Raw genomic sequence first — 17099 nt, forward strand, 5'->3', positions numbered from 1 at the left:
GCTTGACAGCCCGAATGTCAGCGCCGATGCTCATTGTCGACGATCCATGCAAGGGTGTCGAACGACTGAAAGTGCCGGAGCAAGTGCGGCGGCAGGTGCGATGCAAGCGCAACCCTTCTCAACATGGAACACGAGTCATGAACAGCGACGGACTCCCCATCATTGATTGCCACCAGCATTTCTACGACGCCCGACGTTTGCACTACCCTATGTTCGCACAACGCAGTGCAGGGTTCGAGGATCTCGTAGGCGATTACAGCGCGCTGCCGAGCACGTATCTTCCCGAAGACTATGCGCGCGACACCCAGGGGTTGAACGTCGTCGGGACGGTTTGGGCGGAGTTCATTTCAGACAATCCGGTCGACGAAGTGCGATGGGCGGATGAGTTGATGCACGCGGCCACCCGCCCCACTGGCATGATTGCTCTGGTCGATTTTCTCGGTCCCGATTTGAAACACACGCTGGATGCTTATGCTTCTACCCAACACGTCCGGTGCGTGCGTCAGCATATGGGCTGGCATCCGGAGAACCCGCTGTTGCGTTACGCGCAAAGGCCCGATCTTCTGTCCGATCTCGCTTGGCGCCGAGGGATTGACTTGCTTCGCGGTCGCGGCTTGCTCTGCGAGATCGAGATATTCGCGCCCCAACTGCGCGAGTTCGCATCGGTGGCCGCTGCGTATCCGGATATCCAGTTTGTCCTGCCCGTAATGGGCTGGCCCGTCGACCTGACGAGAGCGGGCCAGGCAACGTGGAAGCGCGAACTCGCAGCCGTCGGCAAGTGCCCCAATGTCGCAATCAAGATCTTCGGGCTGGAATGCATCTTCGGTATCCACTGGACGGTCGCCCAGGTGCGCCCGTGGATCCTTCAGGCCATCGAGATTTTTGGCCCTGCGCGCAGTATGTTCGCGAGTCACATGCCAATCTGCAAGCTCGCTTGCAGCTTTCAACATCTCTATGGTGCCTATCTTGAGGTGATAGCGGACTTCAGCGCGTCGGAAAAGCGCCAGGTGCTACACGACACGGCTGCCGGGATCTACAAGATGGCGTGAGAAATGTTGGCAGGAGCCGCTGACTGAGCTGACTCGCGGCATGTCGCGAGCCCTGCGCGCAGACGCCCGAATTGGCGGCTGCTCGCGAATGACCGGGATTGGCGGGTCCCGCCCGATGAGCGATCCTGACGCCGTTCGAGCCGCGTGTGGCTCAAGTCGGCCGCACGCGACCCTGATCGGTCAGCCATCAACGCGATAGCAAACGTTCGACCTTTACCTCGACGGTACATGAGCGTCTTGGAATCGCTTTGCTTGCATCCTCAGTCAAACTTGTTTTTTGCGGAAGTACTTATCGTGAAACTACTTATAGTTCGGGTCACGCGTGCTGTGCTCCGGGCGGATGACCAAGTTGAATTTCAATGGAAAGGTGGCCCCGTTTGTTCGGTCAGACTTCGCGCCATTTAAAGCGGAAACTGCTCGCCAAATGTCCGGCCGCGCATTGCCAGACGCATGAGGAATGCCTCACGCGGCAACTTGGGGTGCCGCGAGGATATGGAGATTTCCATACATCAGAGTTCCTTGCCGCGACAAAACCGTGCGCAGTAGCATGTGGCATCCAGTAATTCCACCTATCGAACGGCCTGGATTGCCTGCGCCACGTCCATTTTCAGACAAAGAATTCGACAACCCCGCCGTTCAAGTGGTACATCGCTCCGACAATTTTGATTTTCCCGTCCGTTTCCATCGGCGCTAGCACCGTACTGCCATTTCGTATTGCGTCGATCGTGCGTCGAACATTGGTTTTCGCTACCGCGTCGACAAATTCATTGTTCTTACTGCTTTTGTCACCAGCGTACTGCGTTTCATCCACAGCCGGTCTGATCTTGGCTAGGAGACCCGTCAGGTTTCCCAGTTCAACGTGATCAATGGCCCCCTTGATTGCCCCGCATCCGGTGTGTCCCATAACCAATATGACTTTAGCGCCAGCCGCCGCACAAGCAAACTCCAGGCTTCCAATGAGATCCTCATTAGCGATATTGCCCGCGATACGTGCGTTAAAAGTATCTCCAATCCTCGTATCAAGGATGATCTCGGCCGGAGCCCGGGAGTCAATGCAACTCAAGATCACCGCCGCCGGATATTGCCCGCCGGCAGTAGCTCTTTTTTGCGCCAAATAATCGTGAGGCAGCATCTTCCCCAAACGGAAACGTCTATTTCCCTGCTTAAGGCTCTCGATAATCTGGTCCGGTGTCAACTTGTCTCGCTCAGACTTCGATAGCGCCGCCGCGTAAGCCGATTCAACGCCCCCCATGCCTCCCGCCAGCCCAACCGCTGCGACGCTCAGCGCAGTCTTCAGTACGGTACGTCTACCAACGCCGTTGGAGGAGTCCACCGGACAACAGTCAGTTTGCTTGTGCATGTCATTCTCCGTGAACAACCGCAAAACGATCATTGTTATGACAGGTGGCCAAGTTCAGACTCAAGCAACCGTGGAGCGATCGCCCTCGATCGAAGAGACGACGGAACGTTTTGCACACGGCGTCGTCCATGTATTCGCCGTTTGGCACGTGCGCGACGGGATCTGGCGGGAAGACGACATGTTGCACGCTCCCGGTTTTCCAGGGAGTGATCCGGCAGGCGCGAGCCGGTCGACCTGATCAAGAAAGATTACTGACCCACTTCTTTAAGTGTCAGAGAATTCTTCACGGACGTCACGCCAGGCACACCCTTCGCTACCTCGCTCGCCTTGTCGCTCTGGGTCGGGTCAGTGACGGATCCCGCAAGCGCCACTGCGCCGCCTTTTGCAATTACGTTGATTCTGGAAGTGTTGACGCCGCCCTTCGAGAGCGCGCGAAGCACTTTCTTGCTGAGTGCGCGATTCCCCTGTCTGGCGGCTTTCGCACTTCCCCCGTCTGCAGGAGCCATGCTGGATTGAGTCGACGTCACAGCGGATTCGCTAGTCTGCGACCACGCATTGATGGATACCACAACGATCAATACGCCACCTATCAGCTTGAATGTCTTGATTGCTTTCATTGCTCACTCCAGTTGGGCCGCAATAAATTCCCACAAAGATCGCGGGTCTGCCACTACGGTGCAGCCTGATCACGCTGGGTCGCAGTAGGTTGCTCCCTGCCTTAGCCCTCCACAAATCGAACCCGCCGACCCTCGGCCGAGTTTTGGGGAGCACGCGCAAGGGTATGCAATCGCTCACGGGCAATCTGCTCCTGTTTTTCCAGCGAAACAATTGGACCTTGGTCCAATAGATCGGTAGCGCGAAGCTTCCGAGATGGCGCCTCGATAGGTTCCCGGAGGGCCGCACGTTATCCGCTCAAGTTCACAGGGAAGTGGACAGTTACAAATGTTCATCGAATGGCGGCACATGGCCGGCCTCCGCCTCATGCAAGCGGCATACGCAGCCTGAAACTCGCGAGCCGGCGATAGGCTGTTCGGCCCAACGTCGCGACAAAGGCCGCTGTCAGAGTACAACAGTCGTTCTAACCCCGGTCCGGACAGGAAGGTGTGAACGACACTTATTCAAAGATGGACTTTTCAGGAATCGTGGCAACTGACACTGCGGTCCGGCACTCTCCTAAGCCGCGATCTTATCGGTCCGGCGCAGCCTCGAAGCGCTGCCCGGCAGTCCCGCGCTGTTGAGCCGAACACAAGATTTGTTTATTGCCGGCCAACACAATTAGTCGTTGGACGCGACAAATTGGCCTTCGAATACTGAGCCTTATCCGCAGCCCGTGTACGCCGCACAAGCACACGCCTGTTTTCCGCTCACCCTAGACACCGAAGGATCCGCTCGTGACCTCCTCTTCCCGCACGCTTCGTCTCTCGCTTCCCGCTTGCTCCGCCTTGACTGCCGCGGTTCTCCTGACGATAAGCGCACGCAGCTTCGCCGCCGATCCCGCCGTGGTGCTGATCGGCCACGCCGCACCACTGACCGGGCAGCTTTCCCACATGGGCAAGGACAGCGAGAATGCGGCCCGACTGGCTATCGACGAGATCAACGGCCAGCATCCCGTGATCGCCGGAAAGCCAGTCAGGTTCCAGCTAGACTCCCAGGACGACGCCGCCGATCCACGCACCGGCACGCAGGTCGCGCAGAAGCTCGTTGACGACGGCGTAGTGGCCGTCGTGGGAGACATCAATTCGGGCGTCTCCATTCCTGCATCGAAGATCTATAGCGAAGCGGGCATCGTGCAGATTTCGCAAGGGTCGACCAACCCCACGTACACCCTGCAGGGATACAAGACCGCGTTTCGCGTAGTCGCTACCGACGCGCTACAGGGACCGGCGCTCGCCCATTACGCGCTCGACTCGCTGCATGCGAAGCGGATTGCGATCGTCGACGATTCCACGGCCTACGGTCAGGGACTCGCCGATGAATTCGAAAAAGCCGCGAAGGCGAAGGGCAGCACGATCGTCACGCGGGAAGCAACCAACGACAAGGCAACTGACTTTCGCGCGATCCTGACGAAGATCAAGGGCCTGCGTCCCGACGTCATCATGTACGGCGGCTCGGACGCAACTGCGGGACCTCTGGCCAAGCAAGCGGGCAATCTCGGGATCACAGCGAAGGTGCTTGGCGGCGATGGCGCCTGCACGGACAAGATGATCGATCTGGCCGGCGATGCTATCGGCAATGTGACGTGTTCGGAAGCGGGGCTCGCACTCTCGAAGATGCCTAAGGGACAGGATTTCGAAAAGCGTTATATGACTCGTTTCAAGACGCCTGTCGATGCTTACGCGCCGTTCACCTACGACGCCGTCTACGTCATCTACAACGCGATGAAACGCGCGGACTCGACCGAGCGGACCAAGATTCTTGCCGCGATGCCATCGACTCAGTATGACGGCGTGATCGGCCGCATCGCCTTCGATCCGCATGGCGATCTGAAGGACGCAGCCATCACGATTTACGAATTCAAGGACAAGAAGAAAACGGTGATGGACGTCATCAAGATGTGAGGTTTGCGCCGTGAGCCGAGATTGACCGTGTTCCCGGGCGAACCGCCGTTACCCGGGAACACCTCACACTCAGAACTTGTGCCGTATCGCGAGCCGCACGACAACCTGCTTCGACGTAGACGACGCATCCGCCGCACCTGGAACGTAGGCCTGATCCAGCGCGGTCCCGGTTTTGTCTCCGCCGACCGACTGGAACGCAGCCTGAGCGTAGAAATCGGTCCGCTTGGACAGCAGGTAGTCGGCCATCAACCCCACCGATTGATAGTTCGGATGGCTGGTGCCAGTGCTCGCGTTATCGGTAGCGCGTGTATAGACATACTGTGCGCCGACAAAAAACGCTGGGGTGAATTGATACTTGCCGTTGATCTCGAAGTTATTAAACTTGAGCGACGATATGGACCCGCCCACCGGCACGATCGATCCCGAGATGTAGGTGGTGGAAGTCGGATCGGACAGGTTCGTGTTGGTGTACGCAAAGCCGACCGTGGCGTTGCCCATGGTGTAGTTGATACCCGCCCCGAAGATGCGCAGACGCTGCGCGAGGAAGTTCTGGTCGGTCGTCGGGATGGCGCCGTTCGCCGTGCCCGAGGGATTGTCCGAGTTCAAATACGCGGCCGCGATCAGCAAACCGCCGTAGGTATATTGCGCGCCCACACTCATTAAACGATTGTTGGCAAAACCTCCGGCCACGTTACTGAAGCCATACATACCGCCGAATTGAAAACCGGCCCACGTCGGACTCGTGTATTTCACCGTGTTATTCACGCGGAATGAATTATCGGTATTGTCGTTATCGTACGGATGCGCGAACAGATAACCCGCCCAATTTCCGTTCGCCGTTGTCTGCGCGAGAAAGTCGACTACTGAATCGTATTGGCGGCCCAGCGTGACCGTTCCGTAAGTGGCATCGCTCAGGCCCACAAATGCTTGCCGGCCAAACTCCAGCCCGCCCTGGCCCAACCGTCCGTTGTTCACGTTGAAACCATTTTCGAGTGTGAAGATCGCCTTGACGCCACCGCCCAGATCTTCCGCTCCCTTCAATCCCCAGCGGCTGCCCTGCGCGTAACCGCTCTGCAATTCATAATCCTTTTTACCATTGACGTTATTCGTATAGTCGAACCCCTCGTCGATTACGCCATAGAGCGTCACGCTGTTTTGAGCATGCGCGCCCGCGACGAACAGGCATGACAAAGTCATGCAGATTGCTTGCTTTTTCATTGATGGCTCCGAAACCGTAAACCCGGCGTGTCGCCGGTGTGGACCTGCTTTTTTTATGACGCTTTTATTGATGCTTTTTATTCATCGCCCGGTATGGGCGTGTGTATCCAGGACCCGTGATATGGGCCCTGTCCTGCTCTCAGTCAAACCTGCTAACTGACCGGGTTACGCGACGCGTTCGGCGCGTCGCTCGACGAAACGGCGGACATAGTCGTTCGCGGGGAAACGCACGATGTCCTCGGGAGTGCCTTGCTGCACCAGTTCGCCATCGCGCAGGATCGCGATCTGCGTGCCCAGCCGCAATGCTTCGTCCAGGTCGTGCGTGATGAAGACAATCGTCTTGTTCAACGTCCTCTGCAACTCGAGCAACTGATCCTGCATTTCGGTTCGGATCAGCGGATCGAGTGCCGAGAATGCTTCGTCCATCAGCAGCACTTCCGTGTCCGCTGCGAGCGCACGGGCGAGCCCCACGCGCTGGCGCATCCCGCCCGATAGCTCGTCGGGAAACTTGTCGGCATAACCGTCCAGGCCCACTTTGCCGAGCCAGATACGGGCCTTCTCGTTCGCTGCGTCGTGACGCTCACCACGTATACGCAGTGCATACGACGCATTCTCCAGAACCGTTGCATGAGGCAGCAGCCCGAAGTTCTGGAACACCATGCTCACCCGGTGACGCCGGAACTCGCGCAGCCCCGCCGCGTTGAGCGACAGGATGTTCTTCCCGTCGATCACGATCTCGCCCGCGCTTGGATCGATCAGCCGGTTGAAGTGGCGCACGAGCGTGGACTTGCCCGAACCGGACAAGCCCATGATCACGAAGATCTGCCCAGCTTCAATATTCAGGTTGATGTTATTGAGGCCGACATTGCAGCCGTTGTCGGCGAGCACGTCCGCCTTCGAGGCGCCGTGGCGGAGCATGTCGATGACGCGTGCATGGGTCATCGACGGCCCGAAGATCTTGTAGACATTGCTGACTCGGATAGCTGTCATGTTCGCGCTCCACGCAAGAAGATTGGGCTGATGGTCAGACGTGGCGCGATGCTGCTTCGCCCGCTGCCTCGGGATCGCCAAGATCGGCGCTGCGCGCGCTCTGGCGAGCCTGCACACGCGCCCTTCTATTCGCGGTAAGCGCCATCCGCGCGCGCCGCTCCTGACCGTAACCCTGCGAGATCCGGTCGATCACGATCGCCAGGATCACGATAGCTATGCCCGCCTGCATGCCCTTGCCGACATCGAGCGTCTGGATGCCGGCCAGCACGTCTTCGCCCAGGCCGCGTGAACCGATCATCGATGCGATCACGACCATGGAGAGCGACATCATGGTGGTCTGGTTGATGCCGGCCATGATGCTCGGCCGCGCCAGCGGCAACTGCACGCCTATCAGCATCTGCCAGCGTGTCGTCCCAAAGGAGCGCGCGGCCTCCACCACGTCGCCGTCCACCTGACGAATGCCGAGGTCCGTGAGCCGGATCAGCGGCGGCAGCGAATAGATCACCGTCGCGAAGATGGCCGGCACCTTGCCGAGTCCGAAGAGCATCAGCACCGGTATCAGGTAGACAAAGCTGGGCAGCGTCTGCATCACGTCGAGCACGGGCAACAGCGTGCGGCGCACCCAGCGGTTTTGCGAGCACAGGATACCGAGCGGCACACCCAGTATGATCGACAGCACGGTCGCCACGAGCATCAGCGCGAGCGTCTGCATCAGCTTGTCCCAGAGCCCGAATGCGCCGATCGCGTAGAGCAGCAGCACGAACAATGCGGCAACCGAAAGCCTGCGGGTGGCGTGCCATGCAAGCACGCCAGCGAAGATCAGCAGCAGCCACGGCGGTGTGATCCGCAAGCCGCTTTCCAGCGGCACCAGCAGATATTTCAATACGACCAGACTGAACGAGTGGAAGGCATCGCCATAGTTCTGGACCAGCAATGCGACCTTGTCGTTAATCGGGTCGGCAAGCGATAGATGCGGAAAGATGGACGTCATGGCTCACTCGTCTAGAGAAGGGTCGCGTGGGCTTCCCGTTTTCAACTGCCCAGCTTGGCCTGCACCTTGGCCGCGACATCGGCCGGCACCCAGGCCTTCCACATCTCGGGGTGCGTGCGCAGGAACGTGGTGGCCATGGCCGAGCCATCGAGTTTCTTCGAACTCATTTCAAGGATCGTGTTGTTCAGGAAGTCCATCGGGAAGCTGACTTTCGAGAACAGCGCCATGGCTTGCGGTTCGGCTTCGCTGAACGGCGTCGACACACCCACCGTCACGTGCGACACCATGTACGACGATGCACATTGCTGCGTGCTGCTTTCGTCGCGCAAGGTCTTCCAGCAAGCGTCGTTATACGGCGGCATCTTGAGTTCGACGAACTTGTATTTCGCCATCAGCGCAGCCGGGCCCCAGTAATAAAACACCAGCGGCTTGCCGCGCTGATACGCCGATTCGATCGAGGCATCCAGCGCCGCGCCGGTGCCCGGATGGAAGTTGGTATAGGACGCGTCGAGGCCAAGCACCTTGAGCAAGCGCGTGTTTACGCGTTCGCAGTCCCAGCCGGTCGGGCAGTTCAGGAAACGGCCCTTTTCCGGTTCTTCGTCGTCGGCGAACAGGGACTTGTATTTGGGCAGGTCCGTGACGGAAACGAGGCCCGGCGCGCTCGCCTTGATGTTGCGCGAAGCGTCGCCCTTGATCACGTATTCAGGCACGAACCAACCCTCCTTCGTGCCGCCCGGCAGCGTGTCGCCCACCAGTTTGACCTTGCCGGCGGCGACCGCCTTGGAGGTGATCTCGCTGCGGCCGGTCCATTGTTCGGCCCAGACCTGGACGTCGTTGCTGGCCAGCGCGGTCTCAGTGGCGGCCGTGCTGCCGGGCACGACGTCGGTGCTGCAGCCGTAGCCCTTTTCAAGTATCTGGCGCAGCACTTCAGTCGCGAATGCGCCGCTCTCCCACGTAATGCCCGCAAAGTGCACGGTCTTTCCCGAGCTGCAGAAGGTTCCAGCGGCGTGCGCAGTGCCGGCGGTGGCCGCAACCACGACCAGCGCAGACAGGCTTGCTTTGAAGAATCGTTTGAGCATCGTCTTGCACCTATGGGGAGTTGGTTTGTTGTGGATGTTTACGACGCGCGGCTAGCCGATCGTATCGGATTCAGGCCAGCAGCCGCGCTTCGAACGGATAATCGGAGAGCAGTTCCACCCGGCCGTCGTCGCGAATGTAGACCTGCTCTTCAAGCTTCACACCTTCGCCGCCGGCCTCGTGTCCAATATAACTCTCGATGCACAACGTCATGCCCGGCTCGATCACGCCGTCGTAGCCCTTGGCCTCGTTGTCCTCTCTATGCACGATGTACGGATACTCGCCGGTCATGCCAACGCCATGTGCAAGCGCGAAATAGCGGCGTGCGCGATACGGCTCGGGAATCTTCCACGCCTTCGCGATGAATTCCTGGAAGGTCGTGCCGGCGCGCACGTTCTCCATGTTCGAATGAATCTGCTCATAAGCGAGCCGGTAAAGATTCTTTTGCGCGTCGGTCGCCGGCACATCGCCGCAAAGGAACGTGCGCGAAAAATCCGCGTAGTAACCAAAGCGGCCGACCACGTCCGTGTCGAGTCCGACCAGCTCGCCCGACTGGATCTTGCGCGGGCTGCTTTCCTGGAACCACGGATTCGTGCGCGGCCCTGAACTGATCAGGCGCGTTTCAATGTAGTCGCCATCGGTCGCAATGATGTGCTGATGAAGATGCGACCACAGCTCGTTCTCACTGATACCCGGTACGAGCGCCGCTTCCAGCTTGTGCACGCCTTCTTCGGCCGCGCGCAGCGACGCGCGAATCATCTTGATCTCGTTCGGCACTTTGATGGCGCGTGCGCGTTCGAGCGGCTCCTGTGCGTCGAAGACCTGATAGCCGCGCGCCTGCAACGCGAACGCCGCAGCGGACGTCGCACTTTCGATAGCGATGCGCTTGCCGCCGCCGCTCTGTTTCACCAGCTCATCGATCTCGTCAGCCCAGCGCTCGGTGACCTGGCGAAGCATGTCGTCGCAAAAGTAATAGGAAATGGCCGTGGCGGGGCGGATTTCATCGACGGTGTCCAGTCCTTCGGCCAGGAAATCGCAGCCCGCGTATTCGAACAGCACGACCTTGCCTTCGGCCGGCACGAACGCGTAGCGCGCGGGGTTGCGCATCGAATAGACCTGCATGTTGCGCGAGCCGGTGGCGTAGCGCATATGCGTCGGGTCGAACAAAACAGCCGCGGTGAGATCGCGTTTCTTCAACTCGCGACGCACGGCGGCAAGCCGGTCGCGTTGGATCTGTGCAATTTCTACCTGCGTGGGTTCGCAATCTTCAGGGAGATGAGTGGGGCGAATAATCGACATGTGGGGTTCTTTTCTTATGGAGTTAATCGACCAGGCTATCGGCGCGAACCAGACGTTGCTCGGCTTCCAGATGCGCTTCCGAAACACGGCCGTATAACTGCCGCGTGCGTTCGAGCCGTCCAATCACGCCAGGCTTTTGCGAGTACGCGAAGATCGCCGTGTGACGCTCGACTTCACCCGCCACCTGCGTGACGCGGTGCAGCGAAAAGCGGCCCTTGAACAACTGCAGGTCACCTGGACGCAGGGTGATGACGTTGATGGCTTCGCGTGTCTCGCCGCGCACCACGCGGCCAACGCCTTCGTAGTTTTCGCCCTGCGGCGAGCGGATGTTCGGGCAGTATTCGAAGTCGCCGCCGGCGGTGGGCTGCTGCGTCATCATCGAAACAATGAATTCGTTCGTGTCGTAGTGCCACGGCTGCTCGGTGCCGGGCGGCATCACGTTCTGCACCAGGCCCGCGTACGGATCGGCGTATTCCCATACCCGTGTTTCCCCCAGGCAGGCCGCGACGAAACGTTTCATCGCCTGGGCGACGTAGATGCGGTGCACGATGGCATCCGCCGGAATCAGGTCGCGTGTCACAAAGCCGCTGGTGCGGTCCATGAAGATGCGGCGCGGGTCGGTTTCGGACAGCGCGGGGTCATCGGCGGTAAAGTAAGCGTTGACCTTACGAGTTGAAAAGTAGGTTTTAGCGGCAAGGGCGCGACCCTCGTTGCGGGCCCGCTCCAGTGCCTCCGGGCGCAGGAAGTCGTGCAGGACCGCGCTGCCGCTCGCTGCCAGCTCCGCGCGGCAGGCCGCCACCAGATCGTTCAGGCGGGGGCTGTCCGGGTCGTGCAGGGGATAGCGGTCGGTGTTGACGATATCGCTGAGGTCAAGGCATTCAGCATCGGCAAGTGAAACGGAGAGAACCACGGCAGGCTCCAAATCGATATTTTGGCGAGTGGATTTACGAGTCGACTTCAACAACAATCTGCGAACGACGGCCCGATCTTTTGGCGGCCAATTTCTTTTGGAAAGCGAGTATTTCCGATGGATTCCATTAGCGAACCCGATTGGTCGAAGATCGCTTCACTCGATGCAGAACTGGTGCGCGCGTTTGTCGTTGTCGCTGAAAGCGGCGGTTTTACGGCGGCGGCACGGCAGCTTCATCGCACGCAATCGACCATCAGCCTGCGTATCCGGACGCTCGAAGAACGGCTTGGCGCGCATCTCTTCATGCGAAATAGCCGCCATTTCGCGCTCTCCAGCGACGGCGAGAATTTCCTGATTCACGCGCGGCGGATATTGCAGGTGCAAAACGAGGCGATCGCCGCGCTAACGCGAGGCAGCCGAGGCAACGTGATTCGTTTCGGGCTGCCGGAGGATTATGCGGAGCTGTGGCTGCCGGAATTGTTGCGGGCGTTTTATGCGTTACGCCCGGGGGCTCGGCCGCATATTCATTGCCGGACGTCGCTGGAGTTGCTGGAACGGCTGGGTGCGGGGGAACTCGATCTGGCGCTCGTGGTGCGGCACGGCGAGCGTGCCGGGGGAAAACCCCTAGCACGTCAGGAACTGGTGTGGGCGGCGCATCGCGATTTTGTATTGCCTGTGGATGCGCCCGTGCCGCTCGCGCTCTTCGATGAAAGTTGTACTTACCGGCAGCGCGGATTGCAGGCGCTGACTGCGATCGGGCGCGATTATCAACTCGTGTACACGAGCCAGAGCCCGACGGGCATCCGCATTGCGGTGAATCATGGTGCGGCGGTAACGATTATTGATCGTCGTACGTTGCCCGCATGCTGGCGCACGTTCGACGAGACGCACGGGCTGCCGGCCTTGCCACCCGCGGAACTGGAGCTGCATGTGGCGCCGACCATGCGCAATGAGGCAACGCGCGATCTGAGCGAGTTGATCGAGATGCTGGTGTCGGAGCATAGCGGTGTGATGGCTTGAGCGTCGGGCCTGGACCAACGTTGCGAGCATCACCCCGACCTTCGTCAAAACCGCACTTGCCGCAGGGTCTGAAACACTGCACGGAACGACAACTTCGGAATGCTGAATCATTTCGCTTCGGGCGTTAGCTAGCCGGTTGCGGCACCTCATCCCCCCGAAACATCTCCCGCATCAATCCAGCGAAACTGCTCGCGACTGCTTTATTGGCGGTCGAAACTACGAGACGGCGAATTTTCGCCGCATCGAAACCGCTCACCGTTGCAAAGGACCACTCAATGCAACTTCGCACGCTACGTTACTTTCAGGAACTCGCCCACAGCTCGTCGTTACGCAAGGCGTCCGAGCGGCTGCACGTCGCGCCGAGCGCGATCAGCCGGCAGATCGAACAACTCGAGCACTACTTCGGAGTCGCGCTGCTGGAACGCGGGCCACGCGGTATCAGCCTGACGATCGAAGGGGAGTTTCTCGCGGAACGCGTGGAGTTCATGCTGCGGGAGTTCGATCAGGTACGCACGCTGATTGCCGACCGGCACAAGCTCGAAGTCGGCTCGGTGTCGGTGTATGCATCCGAGGGCGTGGTGTCGGGATTGCTCGCGCCCGTGCTTGCCGAGTTCGCGCGCCACTACCCCAAGATCCGCTTCAATATCGTCATCGCGAGCGCGCAACGCACGCTGGAAGCGCTATGCAGCGGTGAGGCCGACATCGGTCTCGGCTTCTATCTGCCCAAACGCGCCGACGTCGAGGTGCATGCGCATTGCGAGCTTTGGCATCGCGTGCTGGTGTCGCCGCATCATGCGTTCAGCCAGCGCGAGAGTGTCACGCTCGCCGATCTCGTCGACCAGCCCCTCGCGATTCCCGACTCCGCGTTTGGCGTGCGGCAAGCACTCGATCGCGTGGCGAAAGCGAGCGGCATTACATTGAATCCGTCCTTCACCACCTGCTCGCTGGAGACTCAAAAAGCGCTCGCGCGACAAGGCGCGGCGCTGCTGATCCTGCCGCAATTCGCTCTCGACGAAACCGGCTGCGAGGACGGCCTGCACGCCGTCACCATCACAGATCCCGACCTGCGCCAGATCCGCGTCGAATTGTGCGTGTACCGTTACCGTCCCACATCGATTGCTGTACGCAAGTGCCTCGACATGCTGCAAACAGCGATGGCGCGATACGCGTCCGCGGTCCATCCCGAGGCCGAAGCTGCGCCATCGCCGTAAGTGAAACGTGACTCAGAACCGGACGATCAGACCCGTTCCCAGGGCCAGTTGAGTCTGGCCGGGCGCGGTGGTCGTATAGTTGTTGACGCCGAAATCGCTGCCGCCGCCGTTGATCATGTAACCGCCGGTGAGGTAGACGGTCGTGCGTTTCGACAGCCAGTAAAGCGCGGTGGCGTTGAAAAGCGTCGGACGTCCCGCCTCGTGCTGGTAGTAATAACGCCCCCCTTCGAGCACGAGCTTGAGCGCAGGGTTCGGCATGTAGGAAGCGGCGAGCCAGTAGAGGTTGCCGTCCGGCGATGCCTGCAACGAACCGCGCACCGCCACCGCGCCGCCCGAGACCACGACCGTGTTGAAGCCGTAGCGCGCCACCGCGCTCGCCCGTCGATCGACGAGGTTCGACTGGTCGGCGGTTGCGGTCACCGTGCCGCGGACCTCTTCATACCCAACCCGCGCCGAGAAATTGCCGATCACATATTCCGTTGCCGCGCCCCAGTAACGCCCCGCTGCCGAGTTGCCCGCGATCTGCTGGCCGAAGCTGTACATCGCCTCGACGTTCAGTCCGCTCATGTCCGGCGACAGGTACTTGACCGAGTTGTTGAGCCGCACTGTCGCCGAGGGAATCATGTTCAGCGAGAAGATGGAGTAGTTGTTGAAGAGCGTCGGCTCATAGAACACCGTCTTGTCGTACTGCACGCTGTATTGGCGCCCGGCCGTGAACGTACCGTAACGCCCATTGAGCCCGACTAGCGCAACCCGGTTGAACAACGTGTCCGACGACGCCAGCGTCCCGTTGCTCAGCGAAAACCCGTTCTCCAGGTTGAAGATCGCACGCCAGCCGCCACCCAGATCCTCGCTGCCGCGCAGCCCGAAGCGCGACGGATAAGACGTGCCCGCGTTAGTCGAAGTGACCGTCGAATCGCCCGCTGCATTCGCGTGCGTCTTGTACTGCAGGCCGGCGTCCAGCAGCCCGTACAGCGTCACGGAACTCTGCGCGTGCACAGCCCCGCTGCCAAGTCCGCCAGCCAGCGCGGCGAGTCCCAGACGCGTGAATTTCCCCTTGCGTTTCAGTTTCATGTCGATGCCTTAGCGTGTGGTGATGTAACCGTTATTGCCCGGCGCGAGCCGGTTTCGTCTCGGCGGCCATGAAACCCGCGCCGATGCAGATAGCGTTCGCCGCAAGCAGATACGCGACAGGAGACATGGGGTTCCCGGTGGTCCCGATAAGCCAGGTGATGATCAGTTGCGCCGTGCCACCGAACACCGACACCGCGACGGCATAGACGATCGAGAAACCGGTGGAGCGCACGCGCGAAGGAAAGCTCTCGACGATCAACACGATCAGCGCCGCGCCGCTCATGCCGTGCAGCGCCGAGAGGACCGTGATGGTGGAGAGGAAGACCAGCGGCGTCGGATGAGACACGATCAGGTTCAGCGCAGGAAAGATCAGCGCGAGCAGCAGGACGCGCGGCCAGATCAGCACGGCGCGACGGCCCAAGCGGTCGCACAGCCGTCCTCCGATGACGGCGAACACCGCGAGTGCAGCGCCGGTGACAAGCGTCGCGAGCATCGCCACGCGACCCGGCAGATGCAGCTGGGTGAGCGCGAAGGTCGTCATGTAGTTGAGGAAGTACTGCGTGATCGTGCTGCCGAGCAGGATCAGCAAGCCGATGACAATCGGCCGCCGATGCGACGTGTTGAGTTCGCGGAGAATCTCGCGCGTGGAGGTGGGTGCGTCGTGTTCCTGGATCGTGTCGGCGAGCCGCCTGCGGATATAGATGCCGACCGGCAGGACCAGCAGGCCGAACACGAAGGGCACGCGCCAGCCCCACGCGTTGAGTGCCTGCTCGGGCAGCGCTACGGCGAGCCCGTAACCCGTCAGACCGGCTGCCACTGCCGCGAAACCTTGTGTCGCGACCTGCCAGCACGCATAGGAGCCACGCCGGTCCAGCGGCGCGGACTCGAGAATGTACGTGGTCGCGGGACCGGCCTCGCCGCCCCACGCGAGCCCCTGCACCAGCCGCGTCACGACCAGCAGGATGGGCGCGGCGATCCCAAGCGTTTCATAACCCGGCAACACCGCGATCGCACCGGTGCCTACCGCCATCAGTACGAGCGTGAGCATCATCGCGGGCTTGCGTCCCGCGCGGTCGGCATAAGCGCCGATCAGCACGGCACCGAGCGGCCTGACGACAAATCCAAGCCCGAACACCGACACCGAAAGCAGCAGGCTGATGAACGGGCTCTTCGCCGGAAAGAACGTGTGGCCGATCATTACGGCGAAGGTCGCGTAAGTGCCGAAGTCGAAGAACTCGACGGCGTTGCCCAGCGCAACCGCCACCACATTGCGGCGTGCGCTCGCGGCATCGGGGCGCGCGCCGGCAGGGCGGACGTCGTCGCCGGTATAGGTTGTCTGGATCGAATCTGACATGACATGTCCTTCGTTAAGAGCAAACATGGCCAGCCAGCCGCACGCAGCGAAGCGCTGCGGCCGGAGGGGCGCATCGGGCGAACACCGAAACGGAATGCGAGGTGCTTTACAGGGCGCTGCGTGAGCCCATCAAGAGCGCGTCAATGGGGCGGCGCGGGCCAGTGCGGCGCAGCGGGCCGCCAGCCCTCATAGGCCTTGCCAAGCTGAAGCACGCGGCGATCGGAAAAGCGCGGGCCGACAATCTGCAAACCGATCGGCATGCCGCCCGCCGTGAAGCCGCAATTGACCGACAACGCCGGCTGCTCGCCCATGTTCCAGGGGACCGTGAACGCAATGTGCTCGAACGGACGGCACGGGTCGTTGGTGGGGCTTGCCCACTCGGCTGAATAACCGCCGATGGGATTGACGGGCGATAACACCGCGTCGACGTGCTGGAAAAGACGCGCGGTCGTCGCGCGCATCTCGAAGGTCCGACCGAAACCGCGTACCGCCTCCACGCCCGACACGTTCACGCCCTGCCCCGCCCATTCGACGATATAAGGCAGCACGCGCGCCCGCTCGGTCTCGGTCAGGCGCTCCAGTTCGCTCCAGAGCCGCGCTTGCCAGAAGCGGTCGAGGCCATCGAGCATCGCGCGGTCGAGCACCGGGGCCACCGGCACGATCTCCGCACCGTGCGCCGCGAACAGATCCGCTGCCGCGCGCACCGCTGCCACGATCTCGGGCTCAGGGTCGAGGCCGCAACCGGCATCGAGCATCAGGCCGATGCGCAAGCCACGCACATCGGCGGGCTCGATCGTCCAGTTGACGGGCTCGGGCGGCAGGCTCGTCGCGTCACGCCAGTCGGGCAGCGAGAGGAATTGCATGAGAAGCGCGGCGTCGTCGACGGTGCGCGTCATCGGACCGGCGCAGCGGCCGGTGTAATACGGATCGATCGGAATGCGTCCATGCGATGGTTTGAATCCCGCCAGCCCGCACCAGCCGGCCGGCA

General features: G+C 60.9%; 15 protein-coding genes. 4 read left to right on the top strand and 11 right to left on the bottom strand.

Annotated features, from left to right (window positions below):
* Positions 1-137: 137 nt before the first annotated feature.
* Complete coding sequence (locus tag EOS_RS21330) at positions 138-1049, top strand: amidohydrolase family protein (protein WP_047848704.1); 912 nt, start codon at positions 138-140, stop codon at positions 1047-1049.
* Between the two features lie 607 nt (positions 1050-1656).
* On the opposite strand, the gene EOS_RS21335 is transcribed toward EOS_RS21330, so the two are convergent.
* Both EOS_RS21335 and EOS_RS21345 read right to left on the bottom strand, forming a co-directional pair.
* On the bottom strand, positions 1657-2409 hold the full coding sequence (locus EOS_RS21335; RefSeq protein WP_047848680.1) for a carbonic anhydrase family protein: 753 nt from the start codon (positions 2407-2409) through the stop codon (positions 1657-1659).
* A 248-nt stretch (positions 2410-2657) separates the two neighbouring features.
* On the bottom strand, positions 2658-3026 hold the full coding sequence (locus tag EOS_RS21345) for a BON domain-containing protein (RefSeq protein ID WP_047848682.1): 369 nt from the start codon (positions 3024-3026) through the stop codon (positions 2658-2660).
* Between the two features lie 825 nt (positions 3027-3851).
* Between EOS_RS21345 and EOS_RS21350 the strand changes: the two genes are divergently transcribed.
* Positions 3852-4967 (top strand): branched-chain amino acid ABC transporter substrate-binding protein, encoded by a 1116-nt coding sequence (locus EOS_RS21350; RefSeq protein ID WP_235442904.1) that lies wholly within the window; start codon positions 3852-3854, stop codon positions 4965-4967.
* Between the two features lie 69 nt (positions 4968-5036).
* On the opposite strand, the gene EOS_RS21355 is transcribed toward EOS_RS21350, so the two are convergent.
* The 6 genes from EOS_RS21355 to EOS_RS21380 all read right to left on the bottom strand — a co-directional run bounded on the left by EOS_RS21355 (position 5037) and on the right by EOS_RS21380 (position 11452).
* A complete protein-coding gene (locus EOS_RS21355; RefSeq protein ID WP_047848684.1) occupies positions 5037-6185 on the bottom strand; it encodes a porin in 1149 nt (382 codons plus the stop codon).
* Positions 6186-6350: 165 nt separating this feature from the next.
* Entirely contained in the window at positions 6351-7175 is an 825-nt protein-coding gene (locus tag EOS_RS21360) for a quaternary amine ABC transporter ATP-binding protein (protein ID WP_053064000.1), read from the bottom strand.
* Positions 7176-7209: 34 nt separating this feature from the next.
* Positions 7210-8166: an ABC transporter permease gene (locus tag EOS_RS21365; protein ID WP_047848685.1), complete on the bottom strand. Its 957-nt coding sequence runs from the start codon at positions 8164-8166 to the stop codon at positions 7210-7212.
* A gap of 41 nt (positions 8167-8207) precedes the next feature.
* A complete protein-coding gene (locus tag EOS_RS21370) occupies positions 8208-9245 on the bottom strand; it encodes an ABC transporter substrate-binding protein (protein WP_047848686.1) in 1038 nt (345 codons plus the stop codon).
* A gap of 70 nt (positions 9246-9315) precedes the next feature.
* Positions 9316-10542 carry a M24 family metallopeptidase gene (locus EOS_RS21375; protein ID WP_047848687.1) on the bottom strand — a complete coding sequence of 409 codons (1227 nt, stop codon included), beginning with the start codon at positions 10540-10542 and terminating at the stop codon, positions 9316-9318.
* Between the two features lie 22 nt (positions 10543-10564).
* Complete coding sequence (locus tag EOS_RS21380) at positions 10565-11452, bottom strand: HalD/BesD family halogenase (RefSeq protein ID WP_047848688.1); 888 nt, start codon at positions 11450-11452, stop codon at positions 10565-10567.
* Positions 11453-11569: 117 nt separating this feature from the next.
* On the opposite strand from EOS_RS21380, the gene EOS_RS21385 reads away from it, so the two are divergent.
* Positions 11570-12472: a LysR substrate-binding domain-containing protein gene (locus tag EOS_RS21385; protein WP_047848689.1), complete on the top strand. Its 903-nt coding sequence runs from the start codon at positions 11570-11572 to the stop codon at positions 12470-12472.
* Positions 12473-12747: 275 nt separating this feature from the next.
* A complete protein-coding gene (locus EOS_RS21390) occupies positions 12748-13683 on the top strand; it encodes a LysR family transcriptional regulator (RefSeq protein ID WP_047848690.1) in 936 nt (311 codons plus the stop codon).
* A 12-nt stretch (positions 13684-13695) separates the two neighbouring features.
* Here the strand turns inward: EOS_RS21390 and EOS_RS21395 are convergent, their stop codons facing one another.
* The 3 genes from EOS_RS21395 to EOS_RS21405 all read right to left on the bottom strand — a co-directional run.
* The gene (locus EOS_RS21395) at positions 13696-14757 is read right to left on the bottom strand and encodes a porin (RefSeq protein ID WP_047848691.1); all 1062 of its coding nucleotides are present in this window, start codon (positions 14755-14757) and stop codon (positions 13696-13698) included.
* A 31-nt stretch (positions 14758-14788) separates the two neighbouring features.
* On the bottom strand, positions 14789-16111 hold the full coding sequence (locus EOS_RS21400) for an MFS transporter (RefSeq protein WP_082163453.1): 1323 nt from the start codon (positions 16109-16111) through the stop codon (positions 14789-14791).
* Between the two features lie 140 nt (positions 16112-16251).
* A partial coding sequence (locus EOS_RS21405) for an amidase (protein ID WP_047848692.1) occupies positions 16252-17099 on the bottom strand: 848 nt, incomplete at its 5' end.

This window comes from Caballeronia mineralivorans PML1(12), from assembly GCF_001028175.1.
Classification (GTDB): Bacteria; Pseudomonadota; Gammaproteobacteria; order Burkholderiales; family Burkholderiaceae; genus Caballeronia; species Caballeronia mineralivorans.

Coding starts and splice junctions, on each gene's coding strand:
- EOS_RS21330 (WP_047848704.1), top strand. CDS start 138: ATGAACAGCGACGGACTCCCCATCATTGATTGCCACCAGCATTTCTAC.
- EOS_RS21335 (WP_047848680.1), bottom strand. CDS start 2,409: ATGCACAAGCAAACTGACTGTTGTCCGGTGGACTCCTCCAACGGCGTT.
- EOS_RS21345 (WP_047848682.1), bottom strand. CDS start 3,026: ATGAAAGCAATCAAGACATTCAAGCTGATAGGTGGCGTATTGATCGTT.
- EOS_RS21355 (WP_047848684.1), bottom strand. CDS start 6,185: ATGAAAAAGCAAGCAATCTGCATGACTTTGTCATGCCTGTTCGTCGCG.
- EOS_RS21360 (WP_053064000.1), bottom strand. CDS start 7,175: ATGACAGCTATCCGAGTCAGCAATGTCTACAAGATCTTCGGGCCGTCG.
- EOS_RS21365 (WP_047848685.1), bottom strand. CDS start 8,166: ATGACGTCCATCTTTCCGCATCTATCGCTTGCCGACCCGATTAACGAC.
- EOS_RS21370 (WP_047848686.1), bottom strand. CDS start 9,245: ATGCTCAAACGATTCTTCAAAGCAAGCCTGTCTGCGCTGGTCGTGGTT.
- EOS_RS21375 (WP_047848687.1), bottom strand. CDS start 10,542: ATGTCGATTATTCGCCCCACTCATCTCCCTGAAGATTGCGAACCCACG.
- EOS_RS21385 (WP_047848689.1), top strand. CDS start 11,570: ATGGATTCCATTAGCGAACCCGATTGGTCGAAGATCGCTTCACTCGAT.
- EOS_RS21390 (WP_047848690.1), top strand. CDS start 12,748: ATGCAACTTCGCACGCTACGTTACTTTCAGGAACTCGCCCACAGCTCG.
- EOS_RS21395 (WP_047848691.1), bottom strand. CDS start 14,757: ATGAAACTGAAACGCAAGGGGAAATTCACGCGTCTGGGACTCGCCGCG.
- EOS_RS21400 (WP_082163453.1), bottom strand. CDS start 16,111: ATGTCAGATTCGATCCAGACAACCTATACCGGCGACGACGTCCGCCCT.